We start from the raw sequence: 13,204 nt of genomic DNA, 5'->3' as shown, positions 1-13,204 counted from the left end.
GAGGAGCGCACATGAGCGCATTTGAAGTACGCATCGGTATCAACCCGCTGTCGTGGATGAACGACGACCTGCCCTCGCTCGGCGGCGAGACGCCGCTATCCCAGGCGCTGACCGAGGGCCGCGAGATCGGCTATGAAGGCTTCGAGTTAGGCAACAAGTTCCCGCGCGAACCGCAGGCGCTCAAGGCACTCCTCGCGCAATACGATCTTTCGCTCGTCTCCGGCTGGTACTCGGGCATGCTCGCGCGGCGCAGCGTCGAGGAAGAAATCGCCGCGGTCGACAAGCATCTGGACCTGCTCGCGCAGAACGGCGCGACGGCGATGGTCTATGGCGAGGTCGCCGATTCGATCCAGGGCGCGCCGCGCCCGCTCTATCAACGACCGCGCTTTTTCAGTGACAAGCAGTGGGACGAATACGCCGCGCGCGTGGACGCCTTCGCGCGCCATACGCTCTCGCGCGGCGTGCGGCTTGCCTACCACCATCACATGGGCGCCTATGTCGAAACGCCCGCCGACGTGGACAAGCTCATGGCGCGCACTACCGACGCCGTGGGCCTGCTGTTCGACGCGGGCCATATGACGTTTGCGGGCGGCGACCCGGTTGCCGAACTCGACAAGCACATTGCACGCGTGTGCCATGTGCACTGCAAGGACGTGCGCCCTGCCGTCATGAAGCTTGCGCGCAACCGCAACTGGAGTTTTCTCGACGCCGTGCTGGCAGGCGCGTTCACCGTGCCGGGCGACGGCGCCGTCGATTTCCCTGCGATCATCGCGCGCCTGAAGCGCCACGGCTATCGCGGCTGGCTCGTCGTCGAAGCCGAGCAGGACCCCGTGATCGCACCGTCGTATGAGTATGCGCAAAAGGGTTACCGCACGTTGCGCACGCTCGTCGATGCTACGGACACCCAATCGAAGGAGGCAGCATGACTCTGCTGGTCAAGGCCGCGCGCGAAGGCCAGTCGATCGCGCGCGTCACGCCCGACACTGCGGGCTGGCGCTATGTCGGCTTCGCCGCGTATCGGCTCGAGACGGATGAAATCGTCTACGTGTCCGAACCCGATCGCGAGAGCTGTATTGTCGTGCTCGCGGGTGCGGTCGATATCGAAGCGGGCGGCGAGCGCTGGTCGAGCCTCGGCTCGCGCGATAGCGTCTTCGAAGACGCCGCGCCGTATGCGCTCTACGTGCCGCCCGGCGTAAAAGCGACCGTGCGCGCGACACGCAACGCTGAAGTGGGCGTAGCGAGTGCGCCCGCCAAAGGCACGCTGCCCGTTCGCCTCATCGAGCCCGCGCAGATGAAGCGCTCCACGCGCGGCAAGGGCGCGAATACGCGCTACGTGTGCGATATCCTGCCGCAAGATGCGCTCGCGGAGTCACTGCTCGTGGTCGAGGTGCGCACGCCTTCGGGCCACTCGTCGAGCTACCCGCCGCACAAGCACGATGCCGACCGTTTGCCGCAGGAAAGCGCGCTCGAGGAAACCTACTATCACCGGCTCAATCCGCAGCAGGGTTTCGCGTTCCAGCGCGTGTACACCGACGCGCGCGATCTGGACGAAACGATGGCAGTGGAAAACCACGATGTCGTGATGGTGCCACGCGGCTATCACCCGGTAGTCGTCCCGTATGGCTACGACTCGTACTACCTGAACGTGATGGCGGGCCCGACGCGCGAATGGCACTTCCATAACGACCCCGCGCACGAGTGGATCATCGAGCGCGACGCGAAGTAATACGCCAATAAAAAAACGCCGCGTGTAGCACCACGCGGCGTTTTTCGTTGTGCCAGCAACGAACGAGAAAGACTCAAGCCAGCCGGAATTTCCCCACGAGACGCTTGAGCACCTTCGCCTGATCGTCGAGCGATTGCGCGGCGGCGGTCGCCTCTTCCACGAGCGCCGCATTCTGCTGCGTGCCGGCGTCCATCTGCGTGACTGCGCGGCTGATTTCCTCGATGCCCGAGCGCTGCTCGCGCGAAGCCGCCGAAATTTCGCCGATGATGTCGTTCACGCGCCTCACGGCCTTCACGACCTCGTCCATCGTCGAGCCCGCGTCCTGCGCCAGCGTCGAGCCATTGGACACGCGCTCAACCGATGCGTCGATCAGCGTCTTGATCTCCTTGGCCGCCGCCGCGCTACGCTGCGCGAGGCTGCGCACTTCGCCCGCCACCACGGCGAACCCGCGCCCGTCCTCGCCCGCGCGCGCCGCTTCCACAGCCGCGTTGAGCGCGAGGATGTTGGTCTGGAACGCAATGCCCTCGATCACGCCGATGATGTCGGCGATGCTCTTCGCGCTGTCGTTGATCTCGTGCATGGTCGCGACCACGCGGCCCACCACCGAGCCGCCCTTCTCCGCGATTGCCGAGGCATTGCCCGCGAGCGTGCTGGCCTGCTCCGCGTTCTCGGCGTTCAGGCGCACCGTGGACGTGAGCTGCTCCATGCTGCTCGCTGTGCGTTCGAGCGCCATGGCCTGCTCTTCGGTGCGGCGTGACAGATCGAGGTTGCCGGTCGAGATTTCGCCCGAGGCGGAGGCGATCGCCTCGGCGCTTGCGGCGATCTCGGCCACCGTGGTCGAGAGGCCGTTCTGCATGTCGCGCAACGCGCCCAGCATGCTCGCCGCGTCCCGTGCGTGAACCGTTACGGGCTGTGCGAGATCGCCGGCTGCGATTCGGGACGCGATGGCCTTCGCGTGCGCCGGCTCGCCACCCAGTTGCCGCGCGATGCGGCGCACGACCCATTCGCTCACGAAGAATGCGAGCACGAACATGGCTACGGTCGCCACGGCCATCATCACGAACGACGACTTGAAGATGAACTCGGCATGCCCGATGGTGGCTTTCGCGGCCGTGCCGCGCTGCGCGACGAGGTCGTTGACGAGCGTTTCGAGCTTGCCGGTCTCCACGAGCAGCGACACGTCCTGTGTGCCCACCTGCCAGCTCATCTGCGAGAGATCGAGCGGCTGCTGCTTCACGAGCGTCACGAAGTCGCGCAGATGACCGCTCCACGTCGTGGTTGCGTCCGCGAGCTTCTTTTGCAGTGCGAGCGCGTCGCCGCCCTGCTCCTGCGCGTGTTGCTGCAGCTGGCTCATGCCTTGCTCCAGCGCGCCGAGATCCTTGTCGATATCCTGGCCCAGTTCGTCGCGCTCGCGCGCCGTGGTCGCCGTGAGCAGCATCTTCTGGGCGCGGCTCGCGCGCAGCACGTGACCGCGCGCTTCCTCGGCGGCGCGGCTCGCGACGTAGCCCTGTTCGTAGATCGATTGCGTCGAGCCGTTGAGGCGGCTGATTTGCGCGAGCGAAATGGCGCCGATGGCGAGTGTGCCGATCAGCACGAGTGCGAAGGCGAGGCGCAGCGTGGCCTTCACGGAAAGCCGCGAACTGCGCGTTGCAGCGCCAGTGCGTCCACCGTTGTGCAACTGCGCGTTCGCCGCGCTGCCCGCCGGATCCTGCGGCACGAAGCCCGCGTGCCTGCCGCCTTGCGATACTGCTTTCATTTTGGTCCCCAGCATTGTTGTTCGGCTTGGCGCCATCGTTCGTGATTTGCGTTACGCCTCAACTCCGGTCTACGGCACGCCGTCGCGCAATCTTTAACCCCCGTCGCGCGCGCTGCGGCTCGTATTCCGGCCCCGTATTGCGCACCTCGTGGGCGCGCACATCGGCGGTTTATACATGGCCAAAATGAAACGCCAAAAATCCCGGATCAATTTCGAGTATCGGCTCCAGTCCCTTGCGGCATTGGGCCGCAGGCAACCGCGCATCATCCGTGTTCGATTCGTGTCCGATTCTCGACAAATCTTGTCCGTACAGTTCGAGCAAGACACATTACACTGCGCTCATAACTCTTATACATGTCCTTTCATGCCGTCGCCGCTGCCCGCCTGGAGCGGTGCCCGCTGAATACTCTCTGCTGCTACCGAACATATGGAAACCAGTCTCGACAAGCGCGCCCTGCCGGGCGCCGCCGCGGGTTCGTCCGCGGCCGCCCCCGCCCCCGCCACGGGCGCGGTGCAACGCACCGTCTATTCGGTGCTCGGTGCGATCAGCTTCTCGCACCTGCTCAACGACATGATCCAGTCGCTGATCCTCGCCATCTACCCGATGCTCAAGGACAACTTCTCGCTGTCGTTCACGCAGATCGGCCTCATCACCCTCACCTACCAGATCACGGCATCGATGCTGCAGCCGCTAGTGGGCGTCTATACCGACAAGCGGCCCCTGCCGTATTCGCTGCCCGTCGGTATGGGCTTCACGTTGTGCGGCCTCCTGCTGATGTCGGTCGCGCCGACCTTCGGCGTGCTGCTCGTGGCAGCGGCGCTGGTGGGCTGCGGCTCGTCGGTGTTCCATCCGGAATCGTCGCGCGTGGCCCGCATGGCCTCGGGCGGCCAGCACGGTCTCGCGCAGTCGCTCTTCCAGGTGGGCGGCAACGCGGGCTCGTCGCTCGGGCCGCTGCTCGCCGCCTTGATCGTCATTCCGCATGGCCAGCGCAGCATCGCGTGGTTCTCGGCGGCGGCGCTCGTCGGCATGGTCGTGCTCACGCAGATCGGCCGCTGGTACAAGTCCCATCCCGCGATGAAGAAAAAGCGCGCCGAGGTGCCGCACGTCGTGCTGTCGCGAGGACGCGTGGCGGGCGCCATCAGCGTTCTCGTGCTGCTCGTGTTCTCGAAGTATTTCTACCTCGCGAGCATCAACAGCTACTTCACGTTCTATCTGATCGACCGTTTCCACCTCTCCGTGCAAGCCGCGCAGATCCATCTGTTCGTGTTCCTCGCCGCCGTTGCCGCAGGCACGATCATCGGCGGTCCGGTGGGCGACCGTATCGGCCGCAAGTACGTGATCTGGGGCTCGATTCTCGGCGTGGCGCCCTTCACGCTGCTGCTGCCCTACGCCAACCTGTTCTGGACCGGCGTGCTCACGGTCATCATCGGCGTGGTGCTGGCTTCGGCGTTCTCGGCCATCCTCGTTTATGCCCAGGAGCTGATTCCGGGCAAGGTGGGCATGGTCGCGGGTCTTTTCTTCGGCTTTGCGTTCGGCCTCGGCGGTATCGGCGCGGCGGTGCTCGGCCAGTTGGCGGATGCCACCAGCATCGGTTTCGTCTACAAGGTCTGCTCGTTCCTGCCGCTCATCGGCATCCTCACCGTGCTGCTGCCCGACGTGGAAGGCAAGCGCGCGAAGAAGACAGCCTGAGCGCGGCAGCACGCCACACGGCTCAGCAGAACGGCCGGATGCCCCTCGGGGCTCCGGCCGTTTTACTTTATGCGCCTGCGCACGCTTTGCCCCGCCGCGACTTCGTACTAGGCTTGTTGTTGGCCGCCGCCGCCCGCCAGCCAGCCATCCCGGCCAGGTCTTGCGAAACGCGGCGCTTTCGAGACGCCCGCGCGCGAGGTTCGCCATGCAACTGTCCACGGTAGAGATCGAAAAGCCCGAAGCCACCAACTTCATCCTTGGCCAGACCCACTTCATCAAATCCGTCGAGGATCTGCACGAGGCCCTCTACGGCACGGTGCCGGGCATCCAGTTCGGCCTCGCGTTCTGCGAGGCGTCGGGCAAGCGGCTCGTGCGGCGCTCGGGCACGCAGGACGCGCTCATCGAGATGGCTACGCAAAACGCGCTGCGCATCGCCGCCGGTCACTGCTTCATCGTCTTTCTCGGCGACGGCTTTTTCCCCATCAACGTGCTCAACGCGATCAAGGCTGTGCCCGAGGTCTGCCGCATCTTCTGCGCCACCGCGAACCCCACGCAGGTGCTGATCGCGGAAACGGATCAAGGGCGAGGCATCGTCGGCGTGGTGGACGGCATGCCGCCGCTCGGCGTCGAGGCCGAGGACGACGTGCGCTGGCGCAAGGACCTGTTGCGCGCGATCGGCTACAAGGCCTGAGCGCCCATGACAACGCTGCGCGCGGCAATCGAGCGGCAGACGGCGTACGCGCTCGCGTGTGGCGCGCTCCATCCCATCGAGACCGCGCATACCTTCATCGACGATGGCGGCATGCGCTTCTACGTGCGCGTAGCCGAGAATCTTGCGCGCAAGGAGGTGGCACGGCTCACGCCGCAGACTTCAGCTGCGTCCAGTTCGCAGCCTCCGCGCGATCCGTTCTTGCCTTACGAGCCCGATCTCTTCGTCGGCGACCTGTCGCCCACGCACGTCGCGCTGCTCAACAAGTTCAATGTGATCGACCAGCACCTGCTGATCGTGACGCGTCATTACGAGCCGCAAGAAGCGCTGCTCGACGCGGCGGACTTCACCGCGCTCATAGAGGCGCTGCGCGAGATCGACGGTCTCGCGTTCTACAACGGTGGCGCGGCGGCTGGCGCGAGCCAGCCGCACAAACATTTGCAGATGGTGCCGCTGCCGCTCGCAGACGACGGGCCTCACATGGCGCCCCTCGAAGCTCTGCTCGGCAGCGCGCAGGCGGTTCACGGCGCGCGTCCCATCGCGATCGTGCCAGGGCTCGCGTTTGTCCATGCATTCGCGCGCCTCGATCTCGGCCCCGACAAGGGCACGCCGGACGCCGCCGCGCTGGTCGCACTCGACTGCTATCGCGCGCTGCTGGACGCCGCGGGCGTGCCCGCTGTCGACGTGGGTGGCGCTGCGCATCAGGGCGCGCCGTACAACCTGCTCGTCACGCGCAGGTGGATGCTGGTCGTGCCGCGCACGACGGAATGCGTCGAGGGTATCTCGGTGAACTCGCTCGGCTTTGCCGGCTCGTTCTTCGTGCGCAACGCGGCGCAGTGGCAGACGCTCGCGCAACTCGGCCCGATGGCAGCGCTCGAACGCGTAAGCGTGGCGCGCTAAGGCACGCTCAGGCTCGATGAAGCGCGTTTAGCGCGCGATAACGAGCGGCTCGAGCGCCGAGCGCAGCGCATCGGGCAACGCGCTCACGGGCCGGCGCGTCACGCGATCGACGTAGACGTGCACGAAATGGCCCTGTGCCGCGGGCGCGTCCTCGCCCTCGCGAAAGAGCCCGACTTCGTAGCGCACGCTCGACGAGCCGAGACGCGCGACGCGCAGCCCCGCCTCCACGCGCTCCGGAAACGTGAGCGGCGCGAAGTAGTTGCACTGCGTTTCGACCACGAGCCCGATCGTCGTGCCCTGCTCGATGTCGAGCGCGCCCGCGCGAATCAGATACTCGTTCACCACCGTGTCGAAGTAGCTGTAGTAGACGACGTTGTTCACGTGGCCGTAGACATCGTTGTCCATCCAGCGCGTGCCGATCGGCAGGAAATGGCGATACCCGGAGCGGGCAACGGTGACGGGTCGGTTCATCGGCGTGATCCTGGGAAGGCGTAGCGGGAAAGCGTCGATCGTCTCGCGGCCATCACTGGCCCGGACGCTCGACAAACTCGAACGGCAGGCCGCGCCGACGCATCCATTCGCCGAGCGCCTGGCCCGTGCCCGCGCGCCACGGCCGCAGCTTCGCGGGCTCGACGAGGCGGTATTCGAGCAGCTCCGGCGAGAGCGCAATCGTGCCCGACGCCTTGACGTGATACGCGATGATCAGCTCGTTCTTGCGGATGAACTCGTACACGCCAACCAGTTCGACGCTCTCGGCGCGCAGGGCGGTCTCTTCACGCACCTCGCGCGCAATGCCCTCTTCGGGCGTCTCGCCATTTTCGAGAAAGCCGGTGATGAGCGCAAACATGCCTTCGGGCCAGGCGGCGTTGCGCGCGAGCAGAATGCGGCCCTCGTACTCGACGATCGCCGCCACGACGGGCAGCGGGTTGTTCCAGTGGACGTAGCCGCAGGCATGGTCCGGGCAGGCGAGACGCACACGGCCACCTTCGTGATCGGGATCGGAGCGCTCGGTCAGGGGCGTGGCGCAGCGCGGGCAAAACTGGTAGTCGCTCATGGGGGAAAAGGTGCGGGTCGATGGCGCTGAGAACCAGCCGCGCGGCCCGGCGGGCACGCTCGCGGCTCGCGCGAAAGCGTCCATTTTAGTGCGCTATCGGCTCGCGCGTGCGGCTGAGCAAAAGCGGGGCGACGCCCCGTCCCCATGTGTTTTCACCCGGCGCACGACTTGACGGCTCACACTAGCGCGCCGCCTCGCGCGTATGCCAGACCCGCCATAGGAGCCCGATCGCGCCGGCCACGAGCGCGCCCGCCGCGAGCCATAGTGAAGGCGAGAATGAGCCCGTCGACGCCGCGAGCGGCGCGGCCACGAGCGGCCCCGCGATCTGCCCGATGCCGTAGGCCGCCGTCGCATAGCCCATCAGCGCGGCCGCATGCTCGCCACGCAGCAGGCGCGCCTCGCGCATCGCGAAGAGCGTGATCGCCGTGAACGGCAGGCCGATCAACACGCTGCCGAACGAGAAGCCCGCGGCGTTGGGCCAGACGATACCGAGCGCGATACCCACGGCCTGCAGCACATAAGCGCCCGCCAGCATCAAGCGGTTGTCCCAGTGCAGCGGGAAGCGCGCCGCCAGCAGCGCGCCCGCGATCAGCGCCGCGCCGAACATCGGCCAGAACAGGTCGGGCCATGCCGACCCGGGCAGCGCGTGGCGCGCGATCACGGGCAGGAACGTCGCCGTGATGATGTAGCCGAAGCCGGGCACGCCGTAGAGCAGCACGAGCCAGAAGGCATCGGCGCGACCGCCTTCGCGCGCCTCGTGCGCCATGGTTGACTTGGTGCTCGCAGCGCTCGCGGCGGCGCGCGGCGCCAGCGCACGCATGTCTTCGCCAAACGTGGGCCAGACGACCACGGCGAGCAGCGCGCTGATCAGCCCGAAGCCTATCCACCCCGTCCGCGCGCCGAGACCGCCTGCCGCGCTCACGAACAGCCCGGTCGCGATGATGCCGACGCCGGGACCGGTGTAGATCACGCCGCCCCACGCGTTCGCGCCCAGTTGCGCGAGCCGCCGCAGGCCCCATTGCGAGGCGAATACGAAAGTCCATGCGCTCACCGCGCCCGCCAGGAAGCGCACCACCGCCCAGATCCAGAATTGCTCGGTGAGGCCCATCGCGAGTGTGAGGAGCACCGTGGCCACGAGGCCCGCGCGCACGATCCTCGCTGGCGCCATGCGCAGCGCGACGCAACTGATCGCGCCAACGAAGTAGCCCGCGTAGTTCAGCGATGCGAGCCAGCCGCCATGGCGCAGGTCGAGTGCGCCGCCGTGCAGCATCAGCGGCAAGAGCGGCGTAAAGGCGAAGCGCCCGACACCCAGCGCGACGGCGAGGGTCACCATGCAGGCCAACGCCGCGCGGCGTCCGGCATGCGGGCGTGGCTCGGAAACGTGGATGGCGCCGGGGACGTAATCGTTCATGAGTTCAGTGGGTTAAGCGACTGCCTACCATCGTAGGCGATTCTATCGTTCACGAAAAATGAATTATCATGATTCGATGCATTCCGAGGAGAGAACCATGGACCTTGCCGAACTGGCGATTTTCCGGGCAGTCGTGCGGGAAAACGGCGTGACGCGGGCCGCCGCCAAGCTCAACCGCGTGCAGTCGAATGTGACCACGCGCATCAAGCAGCTCGAAGATCAGCTCGGCACGCCGCTCTTCACGCGCGAGGGTCGCCGCCTCATTCTCACGCCCGCTGGCGAAACCCTGCTGCCCTACGCCGAGCGTCTGCTCGCGCTCGCCGACGAAGCGCGCCATGCGCTGAAGGCCGGGCGCCCGGCGGGACGCCTGAGGCTCGGCACCATGGAGAGCGCTGCGGCAAGCCGTCTGCCAGGCCTCCTCGCGCACTATCACCAGGCATGGCCCGAGGTCACGCTCGAACTGGAAACGGGCACGACTGGCACGCTGATCGAACGTCTGCGCGAATACGAAATCGATGCCGCGCTGATCGCCACGCCGCTCGCCGGCTTGCCGGACCCCGACGTGTTCGACCTCGTGCCGGTCTATCGCGAGGAACTCGTGATGCTCACGCCGCGCGGGCACCGGCCAATCCGCCAGCCCGGCGACATCGCGCTCTCCACGCTCGTCGCGTTCGAGCGCGGTTGCGCGTATCGCGCCTATGTCGAGCGCTGGTATCTCGAACACGGCATCCGGCCGTCACGCGTACTGGAGCTGGGCTCGTATCACGCGATCGTCGCGTGCGTGGCAGCGGGCGCGGGTGTGGCTGTCGCGCCGCGCTCGGTGCTCGAACTGCAACGCAGTGCCGACGAGGTCACGATGCATTCCCTTGGCAAGCTCGGTCAGATCGACACGCTGCTCGCCTGGCGGCGGGGCCACTTTTCGCCCGCCCTCGGCGCATTGAAGGAAGCGCTGCTGGAGCATGCGCAACGCACAGGCAGCGCGGCGTTGCCACTAGCGGGTGAAGCTGCAGCCACAAGCCTTCACGCCATATAGGCGGCGCGAGAAGCAAAAAGGGCTGCCCTCACGGACAGCCCTTTTTCGTCGCAAAGCGGCAATCAAGCCGCGACGCGCCGACTTACAGCTTCGCTTCGACCCAGCCCTTCACGCCGGCAAGCGCGGCCGGCAGGTTGGCCGGCTCGGTGCCGCCAGCCTGCGCCATGTCGGGACGGCCGCCGCCCTTGCCGCCCACCTGCTGGGCGACGAAGTTCACGAGTTCGCCGGCCTTGACCTTCTTGCTCGCCTCGGCGGTTACACCTGCGATCAGGCTAACCTTGCCGCCGTCCACAGCCGCCAGCACGATGGCCGCGCTCTTGAGCTTGTCCTTGAGCTTGTCCACGGTCTCGCGCAGCGTCTTCGAATCGGCGCCATCGAGCGTCGCGGCGAGCACGTGCACGCCGTTCACTTCGATCGCCTGGCCCACGAGCTCGTCGCCCTGGCTCGAAGCGAGCTTCGACTTGAGCGCGCCCAGTTCCTTTTCCAGCGACTTGACCTGGTCCTGCACCTGCGCGATGCGCTGCGTGAGCTCCGAGGGCTGCGCCTTCAGCGCCGCCGCTGCCGCGTTGATGTTGGCGTCGAGGTCCTGCACGAAGCGCACGGCGTTGTCGCCCGTGATCGCTTCCACGCGGCGGATGCCCGCGGCCACGCCGCCTTCCATCACGATCTTGAAGAGGCCGATGTCGCCGCTGCGATGCACGTGCGTGCCGCCGCACAGCTCGCGCGAGAAGCCGAGGTCGAGCACGCGCACTTCGTCGCCGTACTTCTCGCCGAAGAGCGCCATCGCACCGCCCTTCACGGCATCGTCGTACGACATCACGCGCACGATGCCGGGCGCGTTCGCGAGCACTTCCGCGTTGACGATCTGCTCGACGCGGCGAATTTCGTCGTCCGTCATCGGCGCGTTGTGCGCGAAGTCGAAGCGGGTTTTATCCGCGTCGACGAGCGAGCCCTTCTGCTGCACATGCGAACCGAGCACTTCGCGAAGCGCCTTGTGCATCAAGTGCGTGGCCGAGTGGTTGCGCGCGGTGCGGGCGCGGCGGATGGCGTCGATTTCCGCCTTCACGACGTCGCCAACCTTGAGCAGGCCTTGCTCGAGCGTGCCGTGGTGGCCGCTTACGTCGGCCTGAACCTTGAGCGTGTCGGCGACGGCGAAGCGGATGCTCGCGTTCGAGATCACGCCCTGGTCGCCCACCTGGCCGCCCGATTCCGCGTAGAACGGCGTATGGTCGAGCACGACCACGGCGTCCTGACCCGTCTTCACTTCGTTGACCGAAGAACCGTCCACGTAGAGCGCGACGACCTTCGCATCGTCGAACACGATCTCTTCGTAGCCGTGGAACGTCGTCTTCGCGCCCGAGTATTCGAGGCCCTGCGTCATCTTGAACTTGCCCGCCGCGCGCGCCTGCTCGCGCTGACGCGCCATCGCATCGTCGAACGCGGGCTCGTCGACCGTCACGTTGCGCTCGCGGCAAACGTCGGCCGTGAGGTCCAGCGGGAAGCCATACGTGTCGTGCAGCTTGAACGCGAGTTCGCCGTCGAGCGTCTTGCCGCCCTTGGCTTCGAGGTCCGCGAGTTCGCCTTCGAGGATCGACATGCCGTGCTCGATGGTCTCGAAGAAGCGTTCTTCTTCCTGGCGCAGAACGTCGGTCACGCGTTGCTGCGCTTCGGCGAGTTCCGGATAGGCGGCGCCCATTTCGGCGACGAGATCCGCCACCAGCCTGTTGAAAAACGCGCCCTTCTTGCCGAGCTTGTAGCCGTGGCGGATCGCGCGGCGCACGATACGGCGCAGCACGTAGCCGCGGCCTTCGTTGCCGGGAATCACGCCGTCGACGATCAGGAACGAGCACGCGCGGATGTGGTCAGCGATGACCTTCAGCGAATTGTTCGTGAGATCGGGCGTGTTCGTTTCGCGCGAAGCCGCCTTGATGAGATTCTGGAACAGGTCGATCTCGTAGTTGCTATGCACGTGCTGGAGCACGGCCGCAAGGCGCTCGAGACCCATGCCCGTATCGACGCACTGCTTGGGCAGCGGCGTCATGTTGCCCTGGGCGTCGCGGTTGAACTGCATGAACACGAGATTCCAGATCTCGATGAAGCGGTCGCCGTCTTCTTCGGCAGACCCCGGGGGGCCGCCCCAGATTTCCGGGCCGTGGTCGTAGAACACTTCCGAGCACGGACCGCACGGGCCGGTATCGGCCATCTGCCAGAAGTTATCCGAGGCGTAGCGCGCGCCCTTGTTGTCGCCGATGCGGATGATGCGCTCGACCGGCACGCCGATTTCCTTCGCCCAGATATCGAAGGCTTCGTCGTCTTCCTTGTAGACGGTAACGGTCAGCTTCTCCGCCGGCAGCGCGTAGACCTTGGTCAGCAGTTCCCAGCAGTAGTGAATCGCGTCGCGCTTGAAGTAGTCGCCGAACGAGAAGTTGCCGAGCATCTCGAAGAACGTGTGGTGACGCGCCGTGTAGCCGACGTTCTCGAGGTCGTTGTGCTTGCCGCCGGCCCGCACGCTGCGCTGCGCGGTCGTGGCGCGCGTGTACGGGCGCTTCTCGGTGCCGAGGAACACGTCCTTGAACTGCACCATGCCCGAGTTGGTGAAGAGCAACGTAGGGTCGTTGCCCGGCACGAGGCTCGACGAGCGCACGATCGTGTGGCCCTTCGATTCGAAGAACTTGAGGAATTTCTCGCGGATGTCGGCGGCTTTCATGGCGTGCGTTGGGTCCTTCTCGGAGCGTCCTGTGCTGAATCTTGTCGTGATCGGGGGCCCGGCCTGCGGCAAAAACCCCGGTGCTGAATCGAACGATTATACGGGATCGTCGCGCGCTCGCGGCGGCGCGTCCGGCGTGGTTTGCATGCGCGCGACAAGGCGTGCTGCGACGCGACGGGTCGACCGACCATGTTCCGCAGTGCGGAACCTTGTACCGA

At 66.2% G+C, this 13,204-nt stretch carries 11 protein-coding genes; 6 read left to right on the top strand and 5 right to left on the bottom strand.

The genetic code is table 11. The features are described 5' to 3' along the window. The first annotated feature begins 11 nt into the window (after positions 1–11). Positions 12–926 (top strand): myo-inosose-2 dehydratase, encoded by a 915-nt coding sequence (gene iolE, locus JMY28_RS36565; RefSeq protein ID WP_201700753.1) that lies wholly within the window; start codon positions 12–14, stop codon positions 924–926. Beyond that, on the top strand, positions 923–1,726 hold the full coding sequence (gene iolB / locus JMY28_RS36560) for a 5-deoxy-glucuronate isomerase (RefSeq protein ID WP_201700752.1): 804 nt from the start codon (positions 923–925) through the stop codon (positions 1,724–1,726). Before iolE ends, iolB begins: the two co-directional genes overlap by 4 nt. A 73-nt stretch (positions 1,727–1,799) precedes the next feature. On the opposite strand, the gene JMY28_RS36555 is transcribed toward iolB, so the two are convergent. Beyond that, positions 1,800–3,482, bottom strand: coding sequence for a methyl-accepting chemotaxis protein (locus JMY28_RS36555; protein WP_201700751.1), 1,683 nt, complete (start codon positions 3,480–3,482; stop codon positions 1,800–1,802). A gap of 427 nt (positions 3,483–3,909) precedes the next feature. Here JMY28_RS36555 and JMY28_RS36550 point away from each other — a divergent pair, with 427 nt between their 5' ends. The 3 genes from JMY28_RS36550 (at position 3,910) to JMY28_RS36540 (ending at position 6,781) form a co-directional block, all read left to right on the top strand. After that, positions 3,910–5,172 carry an MFS transporter gene (locus JMY28_RS36550; RefSeq protein WP_201700750.1) on the top strand — a complete coding sequence of 421 codons (1,263 nt, stop codon included), beginning with the start codon at positions 3,910–3,912 and terminating at the stop codon, positions 5,170–5,172. 205 nt (positions 5,173–5,377) lie between these two features. Further along, entirely contained in the window at positions 5,378–5,863 is a 486-nt protein-coding gene (locus tag JMY28_RS36545) for an adenosine-specific kinase (protein ID WP_201700749.1), read from the top strand. Positions 5,864–5,869: 6 nt separating this feature from the next. Then, the gene (locus JMY28_RS36540) at positions 5,870–6,781 is read left to right on the top strand and encodes an ATP adenylyltransferase family protein (RefSeq protein WP_201700748.1); all 912 of its coding nucleotides are present in this window, start codon (positions 5,870–5,872) and stop codon (positions 6,779–6,781) included. A 27-nt stretch (positions 6,782–6,808) separates the two neighbouring features. Here JMY28_RS36540 and JMY28_RS36535 read toward each other — a convergent pair whose 3' ends face one another. The 3 genes from JMY28_RS36535 to JMY28_RS36525 form a co-directional block, all read right to left on the bottom strand. Continuing rightward, positions 6,809–7,252 carry an acyl-CoA thioesterase gene (locus tag JMY28_RS36535; RefSeq protein WP_201700747.1) on the bottom strand — a complete coding sequence of 148 codons (444 nt, stop codon included), beginning with the start codon at positions 7,250–7,252 and terminating at the stop codon, positions 6,809–6,811. Between the two features lie 52 nt (positions 7,253–7,304). Next, positions 7,305–7,835 (bottom strand): NUDIX domain-containing protein, encoded by a 531-nt coding sequence (locus JMY28_RS36530; protein WP_201700746.1) that lies wholly within the window; start codon positions 7,833–7,835, stop codon positions 7,305–7,307. Between the two features lie 181 nt (positions 7,836–8,016). Further along, on the bottom strand, positions 8,017–9,246 hold the full coding sequence (locus JMY28_RS36525; RefSeq protein WP_236597207.1) for a YbfB/YjiJ family MFS transporter: 1,230 nt from the start codon (positions 9,244–9,246) through the stop codon (positions 8,017–8,019). 97 nt (positions 9,247–9,343) lie between these two features. Between JMY28_RS36525 and JMY28_RS36520 the strand changes: the two genes are divergently transcribed. Continuing rightward, entirely contained in the window at positions 9,344–10,279 is a 936-nt protein-coding gene (locus tag JMY28_RS36520) for a LysR substrate-binding domain-containing protein (protein WP_201700745.1), read from the top strand. A gap of 82 nt (positions 10,280–10,361) precedes the next feature. On the opposite strand, the gene alaS is transcribed toward JMY28_RS36520, so the two are convergent. After that, the gene (gene alaS, locus JMY28_RS36515; protein WP_201700744.1) at positions 10,362–12,986 is read right to left on the bottom strand and encodes an alanine--tRNA ligase; all 2,625 of its coding nucleotides are present in this window, start codon (positions 12,984–12,986) and stop codon (positions 10,362–10,364) included. Positions 12,987–13,204: the final 218 nt, after the last annotated feature.

The organism is Paraburkholderia hiiakae, assembly GCF_904848665.1.
Taxonomy (GTDB): domain Bacteria; phylum Pseudomonadota; class Gammaproteobacteria; order Burkholderiales; family Burkholderiaceae; genus Paraburkholderia; species Paraburkholderia hiiakae.
Note: the sequence above shows the minus strand (reverse complement) of the source record. Positions and strands in the feature narration are given on the sequence as shown.

Excerpts from the sequence above, each read along its gene's own strand:
- iolE (WP_201700753.1), top strand. The coding sequence starts at position 12 with ATGAGCGCATTTGAAGTACGCATCGGTATCAACCCGCTGTCGTGGATG.
- iolB (WP_201700752.1), top strand. The coding sequence starts at position 923 with ATGACTCTGCTGGTCAAGGCCGCGCGCGAAGGCCAGTCGATCGCGCGC.
- JMY28_RS36555 (WP_201700751.1), bottom strand. The coding sequence starts at position 3,482 with ATGAAAGCAGTATCGCAAGGCGGCAGGCACGCGGGCTTCGTGCCGCAG.
- JMY28_RS36550 (WP_201700750.1), top strand. The coding sequence starts at position 3,910 with ATGGAAACCAGTCTCGACAAGCGCGCCCTGCCGGGCGCCGCCGCGGGT.
- JMY28_RS36545 (WP_201700749.1), top strand. The coding sequence starts at position 5,378 with ATGCAACTGTCCACGGTAGAGATCGAAAAGCCCGAAGCCACCAACTTC.
- JMY28_RS36540 (WP_201700748.1), top strand. The coding sequence starts at position 5,870 with ATGACAACGCTGCGCGCGGCAATCGAGCGGCAGACGGCGTACGCGCTC.
- JMY28_RS36535 (WP_201700747.1), bottom strand. The coding sequence starts at position 7,252 with ATGAACCGACCCGTCACCGTTGCCCGCTCCGGGTATCGCCATTTCCTG.
- JMY28_RS36530 (WP_201700746.1), bottom strand. The coding sequence starts at position 7,835 with ATGAGCGACTACCAGTTTTGCCCGCGCTGCGCCACGCCCCTGACCGAG.
- JMY28_RS36525 (WP_236597207.1), bottom strand. The coding sequence starts at position 9,246 with ATGAACGATTACGTCCCCGGCGCCATCCACGTTTCCGAGCCACGCCCG.
- JMY28_RS36520 (WP_201700745.1), top strand. The coding sequence starts at position 9,344 with ATGGACCTTGCCGAACTGGCGATTTTCCGGGCAGTCGTGCGGGAAAAC.
- alaS (WP_201700744.1), bottom strand. The coding sequence starts at position 12,986 with ATGAAAGCCGCCGACATCCGCGAGAAATTCCTCAAGTTCTTCGAATCG.